The 21,756-nt window shown below is 56.6% G+C and carries 18 protein-coding genes and 1 riboswitch; of the genes, 8 read left to right on the forward strand and 10 right to left on the reverse strand.

The annotated features are described in order from the left end of the window. Positions 1 to 83: 83 nt before the first annotated feature. Both rpoB and rpoC read left to right on the forward strand, forming a co-directional pair. Positions 84 to 4,112 (forward strand): DNA-directed RNA polymerase subunit beta, encoded by a 4,029-nt coding sequence (gene rpoB / locus FY206_RS01145; RefSeq protein WP_032644498.1) that lies wholly within the window; start codon positions 84 to 86, stop codon positions 4,110 to 4,112. Positions 4,113 to 4,188: 76 nt separating this feature from the next. Beyond that, a complete protein-coding gene (gene rpoC, locus FY206_RS01150) occupies positions 4,189 to 8,412 on the forward strand; it encodes a DNA-directed RNA polymerase subunit beta' (protein WP_032644499.1) in 4,224 nt (1,407 codons plus the stop codon). Between the two features lie 115 nt (positions 8,413 to 8,527). On the opposite strand, the gene FY206_RS01155 is transcribed toward rpoC, so the two are convergent. The 10 genes from FY206_RS01155 to FY206_RS01200 form a co-directional block, all read right to left on the reverse strand. Beyond that, complete coding sequence (locus tag FY206_RS01155) at positions 8,528 to 8,845, reverse strand: PTS lactose/cellobiose transporter subunit IIA (protein WP_003862327.1); 318 nt, start codon at positions 8,843 to 8,845, stop codon at positions 8,528 to 8,530. Beyond that, entirely contained in the window at positions 8,845 to 9,153 is a 309-nt protein-coding gene (locus FY206_RS01160) for a PTS sugar transporter subunit IIB (RefSeq protein ID WP_010425948.1), read from the reverse strand. The genes FY206_RS01155 and FY206_RS01160 overlap by 1 nt, the downstream gene beginning before the upstream one ends. 152 nt (positions 9,154 to 9,305) lie before the next feature. Next, on the reverse strand, positions 9,306 to 10,874 hold the full coding sequence (locus tag FY206_RS01165; protein ID WP_077064570.1) for a sensor domain-containing diguanylate cyclase: 1,569 nt from the start codon (positions 10,872 to 10,874) through the stop codon (positions 9,306 to 9,308). A gap of 336 nt (positions 10,875 to 11,210) precedes the next feature. After that, positions 11,211 to 12,338 (reverse strand): 2-iminoacetate synthase ThiH, encoded by a 1,128-nt coding sequence (thiH, locus tag FY206_RS01170; protein ID WP_032644500.1) that lies wholly within the window; start codon positions 12,336 to 12,338, stop codon positions 11,211 to 11,213. Further along, a complete protein-coding gene (gene thiG, locus FY206_RS01175) occupies positions 12,335 to 13,105 on the reverse strand; it encodes a thiazole synthase (protein ID WP_032644501.1) in 771 nt (256 codons plus the stop codon). Before thiG ends, thiH begins: the two co-directional genes overlap by 4 nt. 1 nt (position 13,106) lies before the next feature. Beyond that, entirely contained in the window at positions 13,107 to 13,307 is a 201-nt protein-coding gene (thiS, locus tag FY206_RS01180; RefSeq protein ID WP_032644502.1) for a sulfur carrier protein ThiS, read from the reverse strand. Beyond that, positions 13,291 to 14,046: a thiazole biosynthesis adenylyltransferase ThiF gene (gene thiF / locus FY206_RS01185; protein ID WP_032644503.1), complete on the reverse strand. Its 756-nt coding sequence runs from the start codon at positions 14,044 to 14,046 to the stop codon at positions 13,291 to 13,293. Before thiF ends, thiS begins: the two co-directional genes overlap by 17 nt. Next, positions 14,033 to 14,674, reverse strand: coding sequence for a thiamine phosphate synthase (gene thiE / locus FY206_RS01190; RefSeq protein WP_032644504.1), 642 nt, complete (start codon positions 14,672 to 14,674; stop codon positions 14,033 to 14,035). Before thiE ends, thiF begins: the two co-directional genes overlap by 14 nt. Further along, positions 14,674 to 16,569: a phosphomethylpyrimidine synthase ThiC gene (thiC, locus tag FY206_RS01195; protein ID WP_032644505.1), complete on the reverse strand. Its 1,896-nt coding sequence runs from the start codon at positions 16,567 to 16,569 to the stop codon at positions 14,674 to 14,676. Before thiC ends, thiE begins: the two co-directional genes overlap by 1 nt. Positions 16,570 to 16,647: 78 nt before the next feature. After that, positions 16,648 to 16,759, reverse strand: a riboswitch (TPP riboswitch). A gap of 54 nt (positions 16,760 to 16,813) precedes the next feature. After that, on the reverse strand, positions 16,814 to 17,299 hold the full coding sequence (locus FY206_RS01200) for an Rsd/AlgQ family anti-sigma factor (RefSeq protein ID WP_032644506.1): 486 nt from the start codon (positions 17,297 to 17,299) through the stop codon (positions 16,814 to 16,816). A 95-nt stretch (positions 17,300 to 17,394) separates the two neighbouring features. On the opposite strand from FY206_RS01200, the gene nudC reads away from it, so the two are divergent. From nudC to FY206_RS01230, 6 genes are all read left to right on the forward strand, one after another. Then, on the forward strand, positions 17,395 to 18,168 hold the full coding sequence (nudC, locus tag FY206_RS01205) for an NAD(+) diphosphatase (protein WP_032644507.1): 774 nt from the start codon (positions 17,395 to 17,397) through the stop codon (positions 18,166 to 18,168). 38 nt (positions 18,169 to 18,206) lie between these two features. After that, positions 18,207 to 19,271, forward strand: coding sequence for a uroporphyrinogen decarboxylase (gene hemE / locus FY206_RS01210; protein WP_032644508.1), 1,065 nt, complete (start codon positions 18,207 to 18,209; stop codon positions 19,269 to 19,271). 9 nt (positions 19,272 to 19,280) lie between these two features. After that, the gene (gene nfi, locus FY206_RS01215) at positions 19,281 to 19,952 is read left to right on the forward strand and encodes a deoxyribonuclease V (protein ID WP_023309979.1); all 672 of its coding nucleotides are present in this window, start codon (positions 19,281 to 19,283) and stop codon (positions 19,950 to 19,952) included. Positions 19,953 to 19,993: 41 nt separating this feature from the next. Beyond that, entirely contained in the window at positions 19,994 to 20,584 is a 591-nt protein-coding gene (locus FY206_RS01220) for a YjaG family protein (protein ID WP_077064569.1), read from the forward strand. Between the two features lie 186 nt (positions 20,585 to 20,770). Continuing rightward, the gene (hupA, locus tag FY206_RS01225) at positions 20,771 to 21,043 is read left to right on the forward strand and encodes a nucleoid-associated protein HU-alpha (protein WP_002445246.1); all 273 of its coding nucleotides are present in this window, start codon (positions 20,771 to 20,773) and stop codon (positions 21,041 to 21,043) included. 11 nt (positions 21,044 to 21,054) lie between these two features. Next, positions 21,055 to 21,747, forward strand: a complete 693-nt coding sequence (locus FY206_RS01230) for a DUF1481 domain-containing protein (RefSeq protein WP_032644510.1) — start codon at positions 21,055 to 21,057, stop codon at positions 21,745 to 21,747. The last annotated feature ends 9 nt before the right edge of the window (positions 21,748 to 21,756 follow it).

The raw sequence follows: 21,756 nt of genomic DNA on the forward strand, positions 1-21,756 counted from the left end.
TTTTCCGGTCCACAAAATGGTGTTGCACAAACTGTCCCTTCGTCGGACAGATGGGTCGACTTGTCAGCGAGCTGAGGAACCCTATGGTTTACTCCTATACCGAGAAAAAACGTATTCGTAAGGATTTTGGTAAACGTCCACAAGTTCTGGACATTCCATATCTCCTTTCTATCCAGCTTGACTCGTTCCAGAAGTTTATCGAGCAAGATCCTGAAGGGCAGTACGGTCTGGAAGCAGCCTTCCGCTCCGTGTTCCCGATTCAGAGCTACAGCGGTAACTCCGAGCTGCAGTACGTCAGCTACCGCCTTGGCGAACCGGTGTTTGACGTTCAGGAATGTCAGATCCGTGGCGTGACCTATTCCGCACCGCTGCGCGTAAAACTGCGTCTGGTGATCTACGAGCGCGAAGCGCCGGAAGGCACCGTAAAAGACATTAAAGAACAAGAAGTCTACATGGGTGAAATTCCACTCATGACGGACAACGGTACTTTCGTTATCAACGGTACTGAGCGTGTTATCGTTTCCCAGCTGCATCGTAGCCCGGGCGTCTTCTTCGACAGCGATAAAGGTAAAACACACTCTTCCGGTAAAGTACTGTATAACGCACGCATCATTCCTTACCGTGGTTCATGGCTGGACTTCGAGTTCGATCCGAAAGACAACCTGTTTGTCCGTATCGACCGTCGTCGTAAGCTGCCTGCAACCATCATTCTGCGTGCACTGAACTATACCACTGAGCAGATCCTGGACCTGTTCTTTGAGAAAGTGATCTTCGAAATCCGCGACAACAAGCTGCAGATGGAGCTGGTGCCGGAACGTCTGCGTGGTGAGACCGCGTCGTTCGACATCGAAGCCGACGGCAAAGTGTATGTGGAAAAAGGTCGCCGTATCACCGCGCGCCACATCCGCCAGCTGGAAAAAGATGATATCAAACACATCGAAGTTCCGGTTGAATACATTGCAGGAAAAGTAGCCGCGAAAGATTACGTTGATGAATCAACTGGCGAGCTGATCTGCCCGGCGAACATGGAGCTGAGCCTGGATCTGCTGGCTAAGCTGAGCCAGTCTGGCCACAAGCGTATCGAAACGCTGTTCACCAACGATCTGGACCACGGTGCGTATATCTCTGAGACGATTCGCGTCGACCCAACCACCGATCGTCTGAGCGCGCTGGTAGAAATTTACCGCATGATGCGTCCTGGTGAGCCACCAACTCGCGAAGCGGCGGAAAGCCTGTTCGAGAACCTGTTCTTCTCCGAAGACCGCTACGATCTGTCCGCGGTAGGTCGTATGAAGTTCAACCGTTCTCTGCTGCGTGACGAAATCGAAGGTTCCGGTATCCTGAGCAAAGACGACATCATCGAAGTGATGAAGAAGCTCATCGATATCCGTAACGGTAAAGGCGAAGTGGACGATATCGACCACCTCGGCAACCGTCGTATCCGTTCCGTAGGCGAAATGGCGGAAAACCAATTCCGCGTTGGCCTGGTACGTGTTGAGCGTGCGGTGAAAGAGCGTCTGTCTCTGGGCGATCTGGATACCCTGATGCCTCAGGATATGATCAACGCCAAGCCGATTTCTGCAGCAGTGAAAGAGTTCTTCGGTTCCAGCCAGCTGTCTCAGTTCATGGACCAGAACAACCCGCTGTCTGAGATTACGCACAAACGTCGTATCTCTGCACTCGGCCCAGGCGGTCTGACCCGTGAACGCGCAGGCTTTGAAGTTCGAGACGTACACCCGACGCACTACGGTCGCGTATGTCCAATCGAAACGCCTGAAGGTCCAAACATCGGTCTGATCAACTCCCTGTCCGTGTACGCACAGACGAACGAATACGGTTTCCTTGAGACGCCGTACCGTAAAGTGACTGACGGTGTTGTAACCGACGAAATTCATTACCTGTCTGCTATCGAAGAAGGCAACTACGTTATCGCTCAGGCGAACTCCAACCTGGATGACGAAGGCCACTTTGTAGAAGATCTGGTTACCTGCCGTAGCAAAGGCGAATCCAGCTTGTTCAGCCGCGACCAGGTTGACTACATGGACGTATCCACCCAGCAGGTGGTATCCGTCGGTGCGTCCCTGATCCCGTTCCTGGAACACGATGACGCCAACCGTGCGTTGATGGGTGCGAACATGCAACGTCAGGCCGTTCCAACTCTGCGCGCTGATAAGCCGCTGGTTGGTACCGGTATGGAACGTGCTGTTGCCGTTGACTCCGGTGTTACTGCGGTTGCTAAGCGTGGCGGTACCGTTCAGTACGTTGACGCATCCCGTATCGTTATCAAAGTTAACGAAGACGAGATGTATCCGGGCGAAGCAGGTATCGACATCTATAACCTGACCAAATACACCCGTTCTAACCAGAATACCTGTATCAACCAGATGCCATGTGTGTCTCTGGGTGAGCCAGTTGAGCGCGGCGACGTGCTGGCAGACGGTCCGTCCACCGACCTCGGTGAACTGGCGCTCGGTCAGAACATGCGCGTAGCGTTCATGCCGTGGAACGGTTACAACTTCGAAGACTCCATCCTCGTCTCCGAGCGTGTGGTTCAGGAAGATCGTTTCACCACTATCCACATTCAGGAACTGGCATGTGTGTCCCGTGACACCAAGCTGGGGCCAGAAGAGATCACCGCTGACATCCCTAACGTGGGTGAAGCTGCGCTCTCCAAACTGGATGAATCCGGTATCGTTTATATCGGTGCGGAAGTGACCGGCGGCGACATTCTGGTTGGTAAAGTGACGCCGAAAGGTGAAACCCAGCTGACGCCAGAAGAGAAACTGCTGCGTGCTATCTTCGGTGAGAAAGCGTCTGACGTTAAAGACTCTTCTCTGCGCGTACCAAACGGCGTTTCCGGTACGGTTATCGACGTTCAGGTCTTCACTCGTGACGGCGTTGAGAAAGATAAGCGTGCGCTGGAAATCGAAGAGATGCAGCTCAAACAGGCTAAGAAAGACCTGTCTGAAGAACTGCAGATCCTCGAAGCGGGTCTGTTCAGCCGTATCTATGCGGTGCTGGTTGCCGGTGGCGTTGAAGCTGAGAAGCTCGACAAACTGCCACGCGATCGCTGGCTGGAACTGGGCCTGACCGACGAAGAGAAACAGAATCAGCTGGAACAGCTGGCTGAGCAGTATGACGAGCTGAAACACGAGTTCGAGAAAAAACTCGAAGCGAAACGCCGCAAAATCACTCAGGGCGACGATCTGGCACCAGGCGTGCTGAAGATTGTTAAGGTTTATCTGGCTGTTAAACGTCAGATCCAGCCGGGTGATAAGATGGCAGGTCGTCACGGTAACAAGGGTGTTATCTCTAAGATCAACCCGATCGAAGATATGCCGCACGATGCTAACGGTACGCCGGTAGATATCGTACTGAACCCGCTGGGCGTACCGTCTCGTATGAACATTGGTCAGATCCTGGAAACTCACCTGGGTATGGCTGCGAAAGGTATCGGCGACAAGATTAACGCCATGCTGAAACAGCAGCAGGAAGTCGCGAAACTGCGCGAATTCATCCAGCGTGCCTACGATCTGGGTACCGACGTGCGTCAGAAAGTCGACCTGAACACCTTCAGCGATGAAGAAGTGCTGCGTCTGGCAGAGAACCTGCGCAAAGGTATGCCAATTGCAACGCCGGTATTCGACGGTGCAAAAGAAGCTGAAATTAAAGAGCTGCTGCAACTGGGTGGTCTGCCAACGTCTGGTCAGATTACGCTGTTTGACGGCCGTACCGGTGAACAGTTCGAGCGTCCGGTAACCGTAGGTTACATGTACATGCTGAAACTGAACCACCTGGTCGACGACAAGATGCACGCTCGTTCTACCGGTTCTTATAGCCTGGTTACTCAGCAGCCGCTGGGTGGTAAGGCACAGTTCGGTGGTCAGCGCTTCGGGGAGATGGAAGTGTGGGCGCTGGAAGCATACGGCGCGGCATACACCCTGCAGGAAATGCTCACCGTTAAGTCTGATGACGTGAACGGTCGTACCAAGATGTATAAAAACATCGTGGACGGCAACCATCAGATGGAGCCGGGCATGCCAGAATCCTTCAACGTACTGTTGAAAGAGATTCGTTCGCTGGGTATCAACATCGAACTGGAAGACGAGTAATTCTCGCTCAAACAGGTCACTGGTGCCGGGTTAACCCCCGGCACCAGATTGTGCTAACTCCGACGGGAGCAAATCCGTGAAAGATTTATTAAAGTTTCTGAAAGCGCAGACTAAAACCGAAGAGTTTGATGCGATCAAAATTGCTCTGGCTTCGCCAGACATGATCCGTTCATGGTCTTTCGGTGAAGTTAAAAAGCCGGAAACCATCAACTACCGTACGTTCAAACCTGAGCGTGACGGCCTTTTCTGTGCGCGCATTTTCGGGCCAGTAAAAGATTACGAGTGCCTGTGCGGTAAGTACAAGCGCCTGAAACACCGTGGTGTGATCTGTGAGAAGTGCGGCGTTGAAGTGACCCAGACCAAAGTGCGTCGTGAGCGCATGGGCCACATCGAGCTGGCGTCTCCGACTGCTCATATCTGGTTCCTGAAATCTCTGCCGTCCCGTATCGGTCTGCTGCTGGATATGCCGCTGCGCGATATCGAACGTGTTCTGTACTTCGAATCTTATGTGGTTATCGAAGGCGGGATGACGAACCTGGAACGTCATCAGATCCTGACTGAAGAGCAGTATCTGGACGCGCTGGAAGAGTTCGGTGACGAATTCGACGCGAAGATGGGTGCGGAAGCTATTCAGGCCCTGCTGAAGAGCATGGATCTGGAGCAAGAGTGCGAGCAGCTGCGTGAAGAGCTGAACGAAACCAACTCCGAAACCAAACGTAAAAAGCTGACCAAGCGTATCAAACTGCTGGAAGCGTTCGTTCAGTCTGGTAACAAACCAGAGTGGATGATCCTGACCGTTCTGCCGGTTCTGCCGCCAGATCTGCGTCCACTGGTTCCGCTGGATGGTGGTCGTTTCGCAACGTCGGATCTGAACGATCTGTATCGTCGCGTGATCAACCGTAACAACCGTCTGAAACGTCTGCTGGATCTGGCTGCGCCGGACATCATCGTACGCAACGAAAAACGTATGCTGCAGGAAGCGGTAGATGCCCTGCTGGATAACGGTCGTCGCGGTCGTGCGATCACCGGTTCTAACAAACGTCCTCTGAAATCTTTGGCCGACATGATCAAAGGTAAACAGGGTCGTTTCCGTCAGAACCTGCTCGGTAAGCGTGTTGACTACTCCGGTCGTTCTGTTATCACCGTAGGTCCATACCTGCGTCTGCATCAGTGTGGCCTGCCGAAGAAAATGGCACTGGAGCTGTTCAAACCGTTCATCTACGGCAAGCTGGAGTTGCGAGGACTCGCCACCACCATCAAAGCCGCGAAGAAAATGGTTGAGCGTGAAGAAGCTGTCGTTTGGGATATCCTGGACGAAGTTATCCGCGAACACCCGGTACTGCTGAACCGTGCACCAACCCTGCACCGTTTGGGTATCCAGGCATTTGAGCCAGTCCTGATCGAAGGTAAAGCTATCCAGCTGCACCCGCTGGTTTGTGCGGCCTATAACGCCGACTTCGATGGTGACCAGATGGCTGTTCACGTACCGCTGACGCTGGAAGCCCAGCTCGAAGCGCGTGCGCTGATGATGTCTACCAACAACATCCTGTCTCCAGCGAACGGTGAACCAATCATCGTTCCTTCTCAGGACGTTGTATTGGGTCTGTACTATATGACCCGTGACTGTGTTAACGCCAAAGGCGAAGGCATGGTGCTGACTGGCCCGAAAGAAGCTGAGCGTATTTATCGCGCTGGCCTGGCCTCTCTGCATGCGCGCGTTAAAGTGCGTATCACCGAATACGAAAAAGATGAAAACGGCGAATTCGTTGCGAAAACCAGCCTGAAAGACACGACCGTTGGCCGTGCCATTCTGTGGATGATCGTACCGAAAGGTCTGCCTTTCTCCATCGTCAACCAGGCGCTGGGCAAGAAAGCGATCTCCAAAATGCTGAACACCTGTTACCGCATTCTGGGCCTGAAGCCGACCGTTATCTTCGCTGACCAGACCATGTACACCGGCTTTGCTTACGCTGCGCGCTCAGGTGCGTCCGTAGGTATCGACGACATGGTTATCCCAGAGAAGAAACACGAGATCATCTCTGAAGCGGAAGCCGAAGTGGCTGAGATCCAGGAGCAGTTCCAGTCTGGTCTGGTTACCGCGGGCGAACGCTATAACAAAGTTATCGATATCTGGGCCGCGGCGAACGATCGTGTATCCAAAGCGATGATGGATAACCTGCAGACCGAAACCGTGATTAACCGTGACGGTGTAGAAGAGCAGCAGGTTTCCTTCAACAGCATCTACATGATGGCCGACTCCGGTGCGCGTGGTTCCGCAGCACAGATTCGTCAGCTGGCAGGTATGCGTGGTCTGATGGCGAAGCCAGATGGCTCCATCATCGAAACGCCAATCACCGCGAACTTCCGTGAAGGTCTGAACGTACTCCAGTACTTCATCTCCACGCACGGTGCGCGTAAAGGTCTGGCGGATACCGCACTGAAAACAGCGAACTCCGGTTATCTGACACGTCGTCTGGTTGACGTTGCGCAGGATCTGGTTGTGACCGAAGACGACTGCGGCACGCTGGAAGGTCTGGTGATGACCCCGGTTATCGAAGGTGGCGATGTTAAAGAGCCACTGCGCGATCGCGTTCTGGGTCGTGTGACCGCGGAAGACATTCTGAAGCCGGGTACGGCAGACATTCTGGTTCCACGCAACACGCTGCTGCACGAGCACTGGTGTGACCTGCTGGAAGCGAACTCTGTTGACTCCGTGAAAGTACGTTCCGTTGTATCCTGTGACACCGACTTTGGTGTGTGTGCGCACTGCTATGGTCGTGACCTGGCGCGTGGCCACATCATCAACAAAGGTGAAGCCATCGGCGTTATCGCGGCACAGTCCATCGGTGAGCCGGGTACACAGCTGACGATGCGTACGTTCCACATCGGTGGTGCGGCATCTCGTGCGGCTGCTGAATCCAGCATCCAGGTGAAAAACAAAGGTAGCATCAAGCTCAGCAACGCGAAGTCTGTTGTTAACTCCGCAGGCAAGCTGGTTGTGACCTCTCGTAACACCGAGCTGAAGCTGATCGACGAATTCGGTCGTACCAAAGAGAGCTATAAAGTGCCTTACGGTGCGGTTATGGCGAAAGGTGATGGCGAGCAGGTTGCCGGCGGTGAAACCGTTGCAAACTGGGATCCGCACACCATGCCGGTTATCACCGAAGTAAGTGGTTTCATCCGCTTCACTGACATGATCGACGGCCAGACCATTACTCGTCAAACCGACGAGCTGACCGGTCTGTCTTCTCTGGTGGTTCTGGATTCTGCTGAACGTACTACCGGCGGTAAAGATCTGCGTCCTGCACTGAAAATCGTTGATGCTCAGGGTAACGACGTTCTGATCCCGGGTACCGACATGCCTGCGCAGTACTTCCTGCCGGGTAAAGCGATCGTTCAGCTGGAAGATGGTGTTCAGATCGGTGCGGGTGATGCTCTGGCGCGTATTCCTCAGGAATCCAGCGGTACCAAGGACATCACCGGTGGTCTGCCACGCGTTGCGGACCTGTTCGAAGCACGTCGTCCGAAAGAGCCTGCAATCCTGGCTGAAATCAGCGGTATCATCTCCTTCGGTAAAGAGACCAAAGGTAAACGCCGTCTGGTTATCACCCCAGTAGACGGCAGCGAGCCGTACGAAGAGATGATTCCTAAGTGGCGTCAGCTCAACGTGTTCGAAGGTGAACGTGTAGAACGTGGTGACGTGGTTTCCGATGGTCCAGAAGCGCCGCACGACATTCTGCGTCTTCGTGGCGTACACGCGGTAACGCGTTACATCACCAACGAAGTGCAGGACGTTTACCGTCTGCAGGGCGTTAAGATTAACGATAAGCACATCGAAGTTATCGTTCGTCAGATGCTGCGTAAAGCAACCATCGAAAACGCGGGCAGCTCCGAGTTCCTGGAAGGCGAGCAGGTTGAATACTCACGCGTCAAGATCGCTAACCGCGAACTGGAAGCGAACGGCAAAATCGGTGCGACCTTCTCGCGCGATCTGCTGGGTATCACCAAAGCGTCTCTGGCAACCGAGTCCTTCATCTCTGCAGCATCGTTCCAGGAAACGACTCGTGTCCTGACCGAAGCCGCTGTTGCAGGTAAACGTGATGAACTGCGCGGTCTGAAAGAGAACGTCATCGTGGGTCGTCTGATCCCAGCCGGTACCGGTTATGCGTACCATCAGGATCGTATGCGTCGTCGTGCTGCGGGCGAACTGCCGGCTGCACCGCAGGTCACTGCTGAAGATGCATCCGCGAGCCTGGCAGAACTGCTGAACGCAGGTCTGGGCGGTTCCGACAACGAGTAATCGTTGATGCCCGGTGATGAAAATTACCGGGCATATGAATCGTAGGTTGGGTAAGCGTAGCGCCACCCGACAATAAAAAACCCGCCTCGGCGGGTTTTTTTACATCTGCATGTTTTCAGTTCACCAGCGGGATGCGGCGATAAAGCTCAATCATATCGCCCGCCAGGTCCTGAATGACCATCGCGTTCATCAGGTGATCCTGAGAGTGAACGGTGATCAGGTTTACCGGAAGTTTCCCCGTCCCTTCGTCAAGACCAATAAGCTGCGTCTGGATCGTGTGCGCGTGCTTCACATATTCGCGCGACTCTTCCATCGCTTTTTCTGCTTCGTCAAAATCGCCTTTACGTGCCATCTGTAATGCCGTCAGGGCTGCACTGCGCGCCGCGCCTGCGTTGACCAGCAGTTCCATAATCGTTGTTTCTAAGTCTTCCATTATGACTCCAGAAGTTTGAGCGCTTTTTCCAGTACGGCATCACCTTTCATCATGCCGTAATCCATCATGTCGATAACCGCGACCTTTTTGCCCAACGGGTCGGCCTGTGCCTGAAGTTTAGCCTGCTCGTATTTCACCTGTGGCCCCAGCAATACGATGTCGGCCGTTGCGATGTTGTCTTTAAACTCCGCAACCGGAACGGCTTTAATGGTGACTTCAACCCCTTTTTTCTGTGCGGCGTCTTTCATACGTTGAACCAGCATGCTGGTTGACATTCCCGCTGCACAGCATAAAACGATGTTCTTCATAATCAGCCTCGATCTACATGTGTTTATTGATAATTATCCCGTGCAGACCGCTTCAACAACCGGTTTACCGCGATTGTGTGTCAGGCATCACAAAGAAACCGGCGATTTTCTGAAACCGGTTACAATTTTGCCTTAACGGGTACCCCGCCCGTCTAAACGGACAGGGGGAAAGAGTGAGGATTAGCTGATGGACGTTCGATGATGCGGTTTTTGCCCTGCTGTTTGGCGCTGTAGAGAGCGTTATCCACGCTTCCGACAAATTGCTCCAGCGGTTCAAAATGCCACTCTCCAAGACCGCCGCTGAACGTCACCCGCAGGTTCTCTTCCCGCCAGACGCGTTTTTCAACGGCGGTACGCCACGCTTCCAGCAATGAAAGCGCGGAAGCCATCTGTTCAGCCTGGAAGATGACCGCAAACTCTTCGCCACCGTAACGGTAAACCGAGACGTGATGTGGCTGCATGATCTGAATCCCTTCGCGGGCGACGTTGCGCAGAACGATATCACCGGTCAGGTGGCCCAGCGTGTCGTTAATTGACTTAAAGTTATCAATGTCCACTAACGCCATTGCGAAAGGCTGCTGGGCATTCAGCAGCTCCGCGACATCGCTATCGAACGCGCGACGGTTTTTACAGCCCGTCAGCGCATCGTGGGTGGCCTGCCGTACATAGGCCATCTCACGCTCTTTATTGGACTGAATCGTGTGGCTCAGCATTGCTTCCAGGCGCGGCGCCTCGCTGACGTCACCGGTTTTGATGGCATTGATAATGTGCATCAGTACGCTACGCGAGGCGTGACGGAGATATAAGCCAAAGAGGATGATGATGATGGCCGCCAGCGCAAACCCCCAGCCAACGATCGTCGTTTCGTGGCGGGTGATATCGGTGAGCGTCTCACCGGATACCCGGTAGATCACAAACCAGTCCGGGTTAGTAAACGAGTAGTAGTAATACCAGGCGTTGGTTTTCTTGTCGTAAAGATGACCTTCGCCGCTGGTCATTTTGTCCATCAGCGCTTCGCTCACGTACTGTTTGAAGAGCGCGCCCGTATCCGGGTGAAGCACAACGGCGCCGTCGCGTTCGACGACGAAGAATTCCCCCTGAACGGGTGCCACCATCTGGCGCAGAGTATAGCCCATTGAGGTGAGATCGAGATGGAATGCGAGCGTGCCCTTCAGTCTGCCTTCCGGTGAAATCAAGGGCTTATAGACTGTGACCGTCGGATGGCCGGTGAAGTAATCCATGTAAGGGCGGGTATAGTGGCTGAAGATACTGGCTTCCGCCTGAGCGACAAACCACGGTCGCGTCCGGGGATCGAAGGTTTTACTCTTCTCCGTCGGGAGCACTTCCGGTGCGCGGAGATAATGCCCCTGCGTGTCCGCCAGCGAGATGGAGGAGACGGTCGGCATCAGGTTTTGCAGATGCATCATCATCTGCAGGCCCTGCGTCGGGTTGACGCTAAGCGTCTCGTTTAGCCTGTCGTCACGCGCAAAGTACATCGCGGATCGGCCCAGAATATAGTCGTTTTCACGCAGAATAGACTCGGTGTAGTTCACCGCCAGGTTGTGGGTGAAATTACTATTGATCTTATGATAATCCTCAAGAAAATCCTTCCGTTGCGAAAGCGTCACCGCAACCGCGATCACCGCAAAACCGCAGAGGATCCCCGCGAAGCTGAGCATGATGGGCCGGGTAAAAGAGAGCTTTTTGCTGTGAAGTGCCATGAGCTGTACATCGTTCCTGATGGTGAATACATGTCGTCTGCCGATATCCTCTCAGCATAGTCGCTGTCCTGCGGTTAGCGGTGAATTATACGGCCCATGATTTTTGACGGGATGATTTATCTTAAGAACCATTAAGAAAATACTTATTCAACCGGCTGAGGGCAATTGTGCAATGAGCAGGAGGCAGGGCGAAACGAGGAAGAAGCTTTTCGCCCTGGTCAGCATCCGTTGCTGACCGTGTGACAATAAAAAACCGAACGATCGCAGGCAATCATCCGGTTTTGCCTTTTCATCGCGCCTCGACAATTTTTTAGGGTGTTGCAGCGCGTTTCAACGTCACTGCGAGGCTCTTCCCAGCCAGCTGTCCCAGTCTTTCCAGACCGGCTGTAGTCCCTGCGCTGCCAGGGCGGCGGCGACCGCTTCCGGGCGTCGTCCGTCATGCGGTGCAAATTGCTCCAGCTCCGGACGATCGTCGGCGTAGCCGCCAGGCTGCGTTTTGGAAAACGCGCTGACGTTGTTAATCGCCAGCGGGATCGCGCGGTCGCGAAACGCCGGGGATTCACGCGTTGAGAGCGATAATTCCACCTCCGGGGCGAGCAGGCGAAACGCGCAGATGGTTTGCACCAGCTGGCGTTCATCCATCAGTGAAGCCGGTTCAATCCCGCCCGCGCAGGGCCTCAGGCGCGGGAAGGAGATGGAATAACGGCTCTGCCAGTAGCGCTGCTGGAGCCACAGCAAATGTTCCGCCACCATGTAGCAATCCACCCGCCAGCTGTCGGACAGCCCGATCAGCGCCCCCAGACCGATTTTGTCGATACCCGCGCGGCCCAGCCTGTCCGGCGTTTCCAGGCGGAAAAAGAAATCCTGTTTCTTGCCCTTCAGGTGGTGCCGGGCGTACGTCGCCTCGTGGTAGGTTTCCTGGTAGACCATGACCCCGTCCAGCCCGAGGGCTTTGAGCTCCGCGTACTCCTCCTGCGACAGGGGCTGCACTTCCATCTGCAGCGACGCAAACTGGCGGCGAATGGCGGGAAGGTGCTGACGGAAATAGTCCATTCCCACTTTTCCCTGATGTTCGCCCGTGACCAGCAGAAGATGTTCAAAGCCCATTTCACGAATAGCTGCACACTCACGGGCAATCTCACCGTCATCGAGCGTTTTCCGCCTGATGCGGTTGCTCATGGAGAAGCCGCAATAGGTGCAGTCATTGGCGCACAGGTTTGAGAGATAGAGCGGCACGTAGAAACTCACCGTGTTGCCAAAACGCTGGCGGGTGAGCCGCTGCGCCCGCTGGGCCATCGGTTCGAGGTACGCGCTGGCCGCCGGGGAGAGCAGGGCCATCAGATCCTCGCGGGTCAGATGGCGGGCATTCAGCGCGCGCTCCACGTCAGCCGCCGTTTTGCTGTTGATGCGCAGGGCAATGTCGTCCCAGCTAAGCTGCCGCCAGCGCTCGGTAAACGTGCTCATGAGATCGCCTCCAGAAAACCGGTCAGCGGGCTGGTGGCCTGCGCCTGAAAGCTGCGCGAGCCGGGGCCGGAGCCTCTTGCCAGCAGGCCGGCCTCGACGGCCAGGCGGAACGCGCGCGCCATCTTGACCGGATCGTCGGCCACCGCAATCGCCGTATTGACCAGCACCGCGTCGGCACCCATCTCCAGCGCCTGCGCGGCGTGGCTTGGCACGCCAATACCCGCATCGACCACCACCGGTACGGTCGCCTGCTCGATGATGATCTCCAGCATCGCGCGGGTTTCCAGCCCCTGGTTGGAGCCGATGGGGGCGCCCAGCGGCATGACGGCGGCGCAGCCGACCTCTTCCAGCCGTTTGCACAGCACGGGGTCTGCCCCGCAGTACGGCAGAACGATAAACCCTTGCTGCACCAGCTTTTCAGCCGCTTTCAGCGTTTCGATCGGATCCGGCAGCAGCCAGCGGGCGTCAGGATGAATTTCCAGCTTCAGCCAGCGTGTGCCGAGCGCCTCACGCGCCAGCTGCGCGGCAAAAATCGCCTCTTCGGCCGTTTTGGCGCCGGAGGTATTCGGCAACAGCGTGACGCCTGCCTCCAGCAGCGGCGCCAGAATGGCGTCGCTGTGGTGGCGCAGATCCACGCGCTTGAGCGCCAGCGTCACCAGCTGGCTGCCGCTTTCGCGAATGGCCTCCACCATCAGCTGCGGCGAGGCGAATTTTCCGGTTCCGGTAAACAGATGTGAATCAAAGACTTTGTCGGCAATACGTAACATCTCAGCCCCCTGCGATAACCTGAAACAGCAGGATCTGGTCGCCTTCATTGACCTGCTGATGTTCCCACTGCTCGCGCGGCAGGATCTGTTGATTGAGCGCCAGCGCCGTTCCCGGCTTGAGCTGGCGCAGCTTGTCGAGCAGTGCGGCAACGGTAAGCCCGTCGTCGCATCTCATCGGCTCATCGTTAAACAGAATGCGCATCGCGGCCTCCGCATACCGGGCAGCGGCTGGCGCGGTGCAGCGCCAGATGGCGCCAGCCGCTGGAGCGGGCATCAAACAGCCTCAGCGTATTGCGTTCCGTCTCCATGCCGCTGAGCAGCTTGATGGCTTCCAGCGCCTGCAGGGTGCCCATTACCCCAACCACCGGACCCAGAACGCCCGCCGTACGGCAGCTGCGCGCCGGTTCGGCATCATCCGGCCACAGGCAGCGATAGCAGCCCTGCGTCCACGGCGGGGTGAGGACCATCATCTGCCCGCCGAACCCCACCGCGCTGGCGGTGATAAGCGGCGTAATCGTTGCCACGCAGGCGGCGTTAATCGCCTGACGCGTCGCCATGTTATCCGTGCAGTCCAGCACCACGTCGGCCAGGGCGATCTCACGGTGCAGGCTTTCACCGCTGAGCCGCTCCTGCAGGGCAATCAGCGCGATATCCGGGTTAAGCTGGTTCAGACGCTGCCGGGTGATTTCCGCTTTTGGCCGGTTGACATCCTCGGTGGTAAAGAGAATTTGTCGCTGCAGGTTGCTGAGATGAACCTCGTCGTCGTCGGCCAGCACCAGCGTGCCGATGCCCGCGCCTGCCAGATAAAGCGCGGCGGGCGCGCCTAATCCCCCCAGGCCGACAATCAGCACCCGGCTGGCGAGCAGCTTTTGCTGCCCGTCGATGGCGATATCTTCCAGCAGGATCTGACGGCTGTAGCGCATAAAATCACGATCGTTCATCGCCCGCTCCTGCCAGCTGCAACAGCTGTTGAGTGGCGAGCCGCCAGTCTGCGGCCTGGGTGATGGCGCTGACGACGGCGATGCTGCCGACGCCGGTCTCCAGCACCGCCGGGGCGCGTTCAAGGCTGATTCCGCCAATGGCAACGGTGGGGTAATCGGCCAGGCGTTTAACGTGGCTCGCCAGCTGCGCCAGCCCCTGCGGTGCGGAGGGCATCTGCTTGGTTTGCGTCGGGAAGACGTGGCCCAGCGCGATGTAAGAGGGGCGGGCCGCGAGGGCCACGTCGATCTCCATGTCATCGTGCGTTGATACGCCCAGCCGCAATCCGGCTTCACGGATGGCGCTGAGATCCGTCGTTTCTAGGTCCTCCTGACCCAGATGTACGCCGTAAGCACGGTGCTTAACGGCCAGCCGCCAGTAGTCGTTGATAAACAGGCGGGCGTTATGCCGACGCCCCAGCGCGATGGCGGCAACCACATCGGCTTCCACCTCGTCATCGCGTTTATCCTTAATGCGCAGCTGAAGGGTGCGAACGCCAGCCTCCAGCAGGCGTTCAATCCACGCCACGCTGTCTACCACCGGATAGAGCCCTAAGCGGTAGGGGACGGACGGGAAATCGGGCTGGTACATTAGGCCTCCTCTTTTTTGAGGTAGATTTCGCCGCCTTTGGCGCGGAAGGTTTCGGACATGTCCGCCATACCCACTTCAATGGTTTGCGCGGCGGCGTAGTCGCGCACCTCCTGGCTGATTTTCATCGAGCAGAATTTTGGCCCGCACATGGAGCAGAAGTGCGCGACTTTGCCCGACTCCTGCGGCAGGGTCTCGTCGTGATAGGCGCGGGCGGTGAACGGGTCCAGCGCCAGGTTGAACTGATCTTCCCAGCGGAATTCAAAGCGCGCCTTTGACATGGCGTTATCGCGGATTTGCGCGCCCGGGTGGCCTTTCGCCAGATCCGCCGCGTGGGCAGCAATTTTGTAGGTAATCAGACCCTGCTTCACGTCCTCTTTGTTCGGCAGGCCGAGGTGCTCTTTCGGCGTCACGTAGCAGAGCATGGCGCAGCCGAACCAGCCGATCATCGCCGCGCCAATCCCGGAGGTGAAGTGGTCATAGCCTGGGGCAATATCGGTGGTCAACGGCCCCAGCGTGTAGAACGGCGCTTCATGGCAGTGCTCCAGCTCCTCGGTCATATTGCGGCGGATCATCTGCATCGGCACGTGTCCCGGGCCTTCAATCATCACCTGCACGTCATACTCCCAGGCGATTTTGGTCAGCTCGCCCAGCGTGTGCAGCTCGGCAAACTGCGCTTCGTCGTTGCCATCGCGGATAGAGCCCGGGCGCAGGCCGTCGCCCAGCGACAGGGAGACATCGTACGCGGCGCAGATTTCGCAAATTTCGCGGAAGTGTTCGTAGAGGAAGTTTTCCTGATGGTGGGAAAGGCACCACTTCGCCATGATGGAACCGCCGCGCGAGACGATGCCGGTCAGACGTTTCGCGGTCATCGGCACGTAGCGCAGCAGCACGCCCGCGTGAATGGTGAAGTAGTCCACGCCCTGTTCAGCCTGCTCCAGCAGCGTGTCGCGGAACGCTTCCCAGGTGAGGTCTTCGGCAATGCCGTTGACCTTCTCCAGCGCCTGATAAATCGGGACGGTGCCAATCGGTACCGGGCTGTTACGCAGGATCCATTCGCGGGTTTCATGAATATAGCGCCCCGTGGAGAGGTCCATTACCGTGTCCGCGCCCCAGCGCGTGGACCAGACCAGCTTTTCCACCTCTTCTTCAATGGAGGAGGTGACGGCAGAGTTACCAATATTGGCGTTGACCTTCACCAGGAAGTTGCGGCCGATAATCATCGGCTCGGATTCCGGGTGGTTGATGTTGGCGGGGATAATCGCGCGGCCAGCGGCCACTTCGTCACGCACAAACTCCGGCGTGATGTTCTCCGGCAGCCGAGCGCCAAAGCCTTCCCCAGGATGCTGATAGCGCAGCACTTCGCTGCGGATGCGCTCGCGACCCATGTTTTCGCGGATGGCGATGAACTCCATCTCCGGCGTGACGATGCCCTGGCGGGCGTAGTGCAGTTGGGTCACGCAGCTGCCCGCTTTAGCGCGTTTTGGCGTCAGCAGGCCGGTAAAGCGCAGCGCGTCCAGGCCGTCGTCGGCCAGCCGCTCTTTGGTGTACGCAGAACTGCGCACGCTCAGCGCTTCGCAGTCGTTACGCGCGTCAATCCAGGGCTGGCGCAGCTTTGCCAGACCCTGCTGTACGTTGATGGCAACCTCAGGGTCGCCGTACGGTCCGGAGGTGTCATACACCGGCACGGCCTCGTTCTCTTCATACTGCGGGTTATCTTTGCTGCCGCCGATAAGCGTCGGGCTGAGCTGGATTTCGCGCATCGGGACGCGGATATCGGCCTGCGAGCCGGAAATGTAGATGCGTTTCGAGTTAGGGAAAGCGGTGCCTTCCAGGGTGTCGATGAAGTGTTGGGCCTGTGCGCGCTGTTCGCGGCGGGTCAGTTTTGCAGTAGACATAGCTCATTCCAAAAGTGAAGGACATGGCTTGTCAGACGACGGATGAAGCAAGAGAGGATCGCCCTGGGGCGATACAACAGCAGTGTGACTCTTGTTCCCTTCGCAGGTATTAGCCTGATCAGGTTCCGCGGATCCCGAATTAACGGTCTCAGCCCGCGCGTTTAAGCGCTGGGCACTCCGACAAGAAAAATCCCCCTCGTGAGAGGGGCGAATGGTTGTAAATTACTCGTTAACGATTAAGAACTCAAGCCGGGCGCGCGACGTTATCTTCGGGGCTGGCGTTAAGGACGAGGCTAATCAGCTTATCCTCCAGCGTGAATCGCTCTTCCAGCGCTTCGCCAAGGTCGGAAAGCGCCCGCTGGAACTCTAGATAATTGTCGTGATCGATGGCGTTCTCAAGCGTGGAATCATAGTAATCCATGATCTGCTGGGTGTTGGCCTCCAGCAGCGGATAGAGTTTGCTGGCCGCTAAATACGGCGTTGTCCCTTCCATTTCACGGATAATGCGTTCATAAATATTGAAATGGCCGTCGGACAGATAGTCGACCAGGCCCTGACAAAAATCATCCAGCGCTTTTTCATTCAGTCGCATAAACGATTCTTTGCCAGGCTTAATACCGACCAGATTGTAATAAGCCACGAGTAGATGCTTGCGCACATGTAGCCAGCGATCCACCAGTTTGTTACTTCCTCTAACGCGCTCAGTCAGGCTTTCCAGCTGGTTTAACATGGTCGACTCCGCAAAGTGTAGGATTGAATCTGCTTATCCAGAATGTAACCACAATGCTAACAACATGTCAGTGAAGCGAAGGTAGTGCAATAGATATGGATCGTATTATTGAAAAATCAGATCTTGGTTGGTGGATCGTCAGTCACGAACAGAAATTATGGCTCCCTGCCGGAGAAATACCCCATGGCGCGGCCGAGGCGTTCGATCTTGTTGGCCAGCCAGCGCTGAAGATCGGCGAATGGCAGGGTGAACCCGTGTGGTTGATCCAACAGCCCCGCCGTCAGGATATGGGATCGGTGCGGCAGGTGCTGGATCAGGATGTTGGCCTGTTCCAGCTGGCGGGCCGCGGCGTACAGCTGGCGGAGTTTTACCGTTCGCATAAATTCTGCGGCTACTGCGGCCATACCATGCGCCCGAGCAAAACCGAGTGGGCGATGCTTTGCAGCCATTGCCGCGAGCGCTACTACCCGCAGATTGCGCCGTGCATTATCGTCGCCATCCGCCGGGAGGATTCCATCCTGTTGGCGCAGCATACCCGCCATCGCAACGGCGTTTATACCGTGCTTGCCGGCTTCGTCGAGGTGGGCGAAACGCTGGAGCAGGCGGTGGCGCGCGAGGTGATGGAGGAGAGCGGGATCAAAGTGAAGAATCTGCGCTACGTCACCTCCCAGCCGTGGCCGTTCCCGCAGTCGCTGATGACGGCATTCATGGCCGAATACGACAGCGGCGAAATCGTTATCGACCAGAAAGAGCTGCTCGACGCGAACTGGTATCGCTACGACGATTTACCGCTGTTACCCCCGCCGGGCACCGTGGCGCGTCGGCTGATAGAAGATACCGTGGCGATGTGTCGGGCCGAGTATGAGTAGTGTTACACTGGGGCCATGACGCTTAAGGAACTGCAAAAATGACCGAACTGAAGAACGATCGTTATCTGCGTGCGCTGCTGCGCCAGCCCGTTGATGTCACCCCGGTGTGGATGATGCGCCAGGCGGGACGCTATCTGCCAGAGTACAAAGCCACGCGCGCGCAGGCGGGCGATTTTATGTCGCTGTGCAAAAACGCCGAGCTGGCCTGTGAAGTGACGCTTCAGCCGCTGCGCCGCTTCCCGCTGGATGCGGCGATCCTCTTCTCGGATATTCTGACCATTCCGGATGCCATGGGCCTTGGCCTGTACTTCGAAACCGGTGAAGGCCCGCGTTTCACCTCGCCCATCCAAAGCAAAGCCGACGTGGATAAGCTGCCGATCCCCGATCCGGAAGGCGAGCTGGGCTACGTGATGAACGCCGTGCGCACTATTCGCCGCGAGCTGAAAGGCGACGTGCCGCTGATTGGCTTCTCCGGCAGCCCGTGGACGCTGGCCACCTATATGGTTGAAGGGGGCAGCAGCAAAGCGTTCACCAAAATTAAAAAGATGATGTACGCCGAGCCGCTGGCCCTGCATGCGCTGCTCGACAAGCTGGCGAAGAGCGTCACCCTCTACCTGAACGCGCAGATTAAGGCCGGTGCGCAGTCGGTGATGATTTTCGACACCTGGGGCGGCGTGCTGACCGGGCGCGACTATCAGCAGTTTTCCCTGTACTACATGCATAAAATCGTCGACGGCCTGCTGCGCGAGAACGAAGGTCGCCGCGTGCCGGTGACGCTGTTCACCAAAGGTGGCGGCCAGTGGCTGGAAGCGATGGCGGCAACCGGCTGCGACGCGCTGGGTCTCGACTGGACCACCGATATCGCCGATGCCCGCCGCCGCGTGGGTGACAAAGTGGCGCTGCAGGGCAATATGGACCCGTCCATGCTCTACGCGCCGCCAGCCCGTATTGAAGAAGAAGTGTCGACTATACTGTCTGGTTTCGGCCAGGGGGAAGGCCACGTCTTTAACCTCGGCCACGGCATTCATCAGGATGTACCGCCAGAACACGCGGGCGTATTTGTGGAGGCGGTGCATCGGCTTTCAGCCCAGTATCACCAGTAAGGAGTGATTATGGATCTCGCGTCGCTACGCGCTCAGCAAATCGAACTGGCCTCATCGGTGATCCGCGAGGATCGTCTGGATAAAGATCCTCCGCAGTACATTGGCGGAGCCGACGTCGGGTTCGAACAGGGTGGGGAAGTGACGCGAGCGGCGATGGTGGTGCTGAAATACCCTTCTCTTGAGCTGGTGGAGTACAAGGTCGCGCGTATCGCCACCACCATGCCGTACATTCCGGGCTTTCTCTCCTTCCGCGAATATCCCGCGCTGCTGGCGGCGTGGGAGCAACTCTCGCAAAAACCTGATCTGCTGTTTGTCGATGGACACGGTATTTCACACCCGCGCCGTTTAGGCGTTGCCAGCCACTTTGGGCTGCTGGTGGATGTGCCGACCATCGGCGTCGCCAAGAAGCGCCTGTGCGGCGCGTTTGAACCGCTTTCTGCCGAGCCGGGCGCGCTGGCGCCGCTTATTCATAAAGGTGAGCAGCTGGCGTGGGTCTGGCGCAGCAAGGCACGCTGTAACCCGCTCTTTATTGCCACCGGCCACCGGGTCAGCATGGACAGCGCGCTGGCGTGGGTGCAGCGCTGCATGAAGGGCTACCGCCTGCCGGAGCCGACGCGCTGGGCCGACGCCGTGGCCTCTTCGCGTCCGGCTTTTGTTCGTTGGCAGGAAATTCAGCGATGATTCAGGTAAACTGCGCCTAATTTTCGATTCGAGAGATCATCATGCTACAAAACCCGATTCACCTGCGCCTTGAGAAACTTGAAAGCTGGCAGCACGTGACGTTTATGGCTTGCCTGTGCGAGCGCATGTATCCCAACTATGCCGCGTTCTGTAAGGAAACGGGCTTTGGTGATGGCCATATCTACCGCCGCATTCTGGATCTGATCTGGGAAACGCTGACGGTGAAGGACGCGCAGGTGAACTTCGACTCCCAGCTTGAAAAGCTGGAAGAGGCGATTCCGGTTGCGGATGATTTTGACCTCTACGGCGTCTACCCGGCGATCGATGCCTGCGTGGCGTTAAGCGAACTGCTCCACTCTCGCCTGAGCGGTGAGACGCTGGAGCACGCTATTGAAGTCAGTAAGGCATCGATTACGACCGTCGCGATGCTGGAAATGACCCAGGAAGGTCGCGAGATGACCGACGAAGAGCTGCGTGCGAACCCGGCGGTTGAGCAAGAATGGGACATTCAGTGGGAAATTTTCCGCCTGCTGGCAGAGTGTGAAGAACGCGATATTGAGCTGATAAAAGGGCTACGCGCGGACTTGCGAGAGGCTGGCGAGAGCAATATTGGTATAATTTTTAACCAATGAGACAATAAAACTTGAGATAACGCCCGTTTTGTCGCTCCTCGACTCTTCCCTTTCGCCCCTTGTCTGGTCTACATTTGTGGGGCGAATAAAAGTGGCTATCGGTGCGTGTATGCAGGAGAGTGCTTTTTTGGCATTTTCGTCGCACTCGATGCTTAGCAAGCGATAAACACATTGAAAGGATAACTTATGAACAAGACTCAACTGATTGATGTAATTGCGGACAAGGCTGATCTGTCTAAAGTGCAGGCTAAAGCTGCTCTGGAATCTACCCTGGCTGCTATTACTGAGTCTCTGAAAGAAGGTGATGCTGTACAACTGGTTGGTTTCGGTACCTTCAAAGTGAACCACCGCGCTGAGCGTACTGGCCGCAACCCGCAGACCGGTAAAGAAATCAAAATCGCCGCAGCTAACGTGCCGGCATTTGTTTCTGGTAAAGCACTGAAAGACGCTGTTAAGTAAGACGCGTGGCAGTGAACAGTTTTAGCGAAGGGGCGGTAACGCCCCTTTTGTCTTTCTGGCGTGGAACGCTCGCGCTGGCAGGCATGCTGCTGCTGTCAGCCTGCAGCCACGATACCTCCCTGCCGCCGTTTACCGCCAGCGGTTACGCGGACAACCAGGGCGCAGTCAGGATCTGGCGCAAAGACTCCGACGGCGAAGTGCATTTGCTTTCTGCCTTCAGCCCGTGGCACAACGGTAATACGTCGACGGCGGAATATCGCTGGCAGGGAGATGACCTGTCGCTGATTGAACTGAACGTCTACAGCAAGACCCCCGAACACGTGAAAGTGCGTTTTGATGACCATGGCGAGCTGAGCTTTATGCAGCGCGAAGTCAGCGGTCAAAAACAGCAGCTTTCCAGCGACCAAATCGCCCTCTATCGTTATCGTGCCGAACAAATCCGCCAGACCAGCGATGCGCTTCGTCTGGGTCGCGTTGTGCTGCGCCAGGGGCGCTGGCATGCCGATGGAACGGTAACCACCTGCGAAGGACAAACGGTGAAGCCTGAGCTTGAATCCTGGGCGACCGAACATATTCAACGCCGTCAGCGTCATTCATCAATGGAGGTGAGTGTGGCGTGGCTTGAGGCGCCGGAAGGCTCTCAGCTGCTGCTGGTGGCAAACGAAGACTTCTGCACCTGGCAGCCGACAGAGAAGAGTTTTTAGTTCCCTCTC

It is taken from the genome of Enterobacter chengduensis (genome assembly GCF_001984825.2).
Classification (GTDB): Bacteria; Pseudomonadota; Gammaproteobacteria; order Enterobacterales; family Enterobacteriaceae; genus Enterobacter; species Enterobacter chengduensis.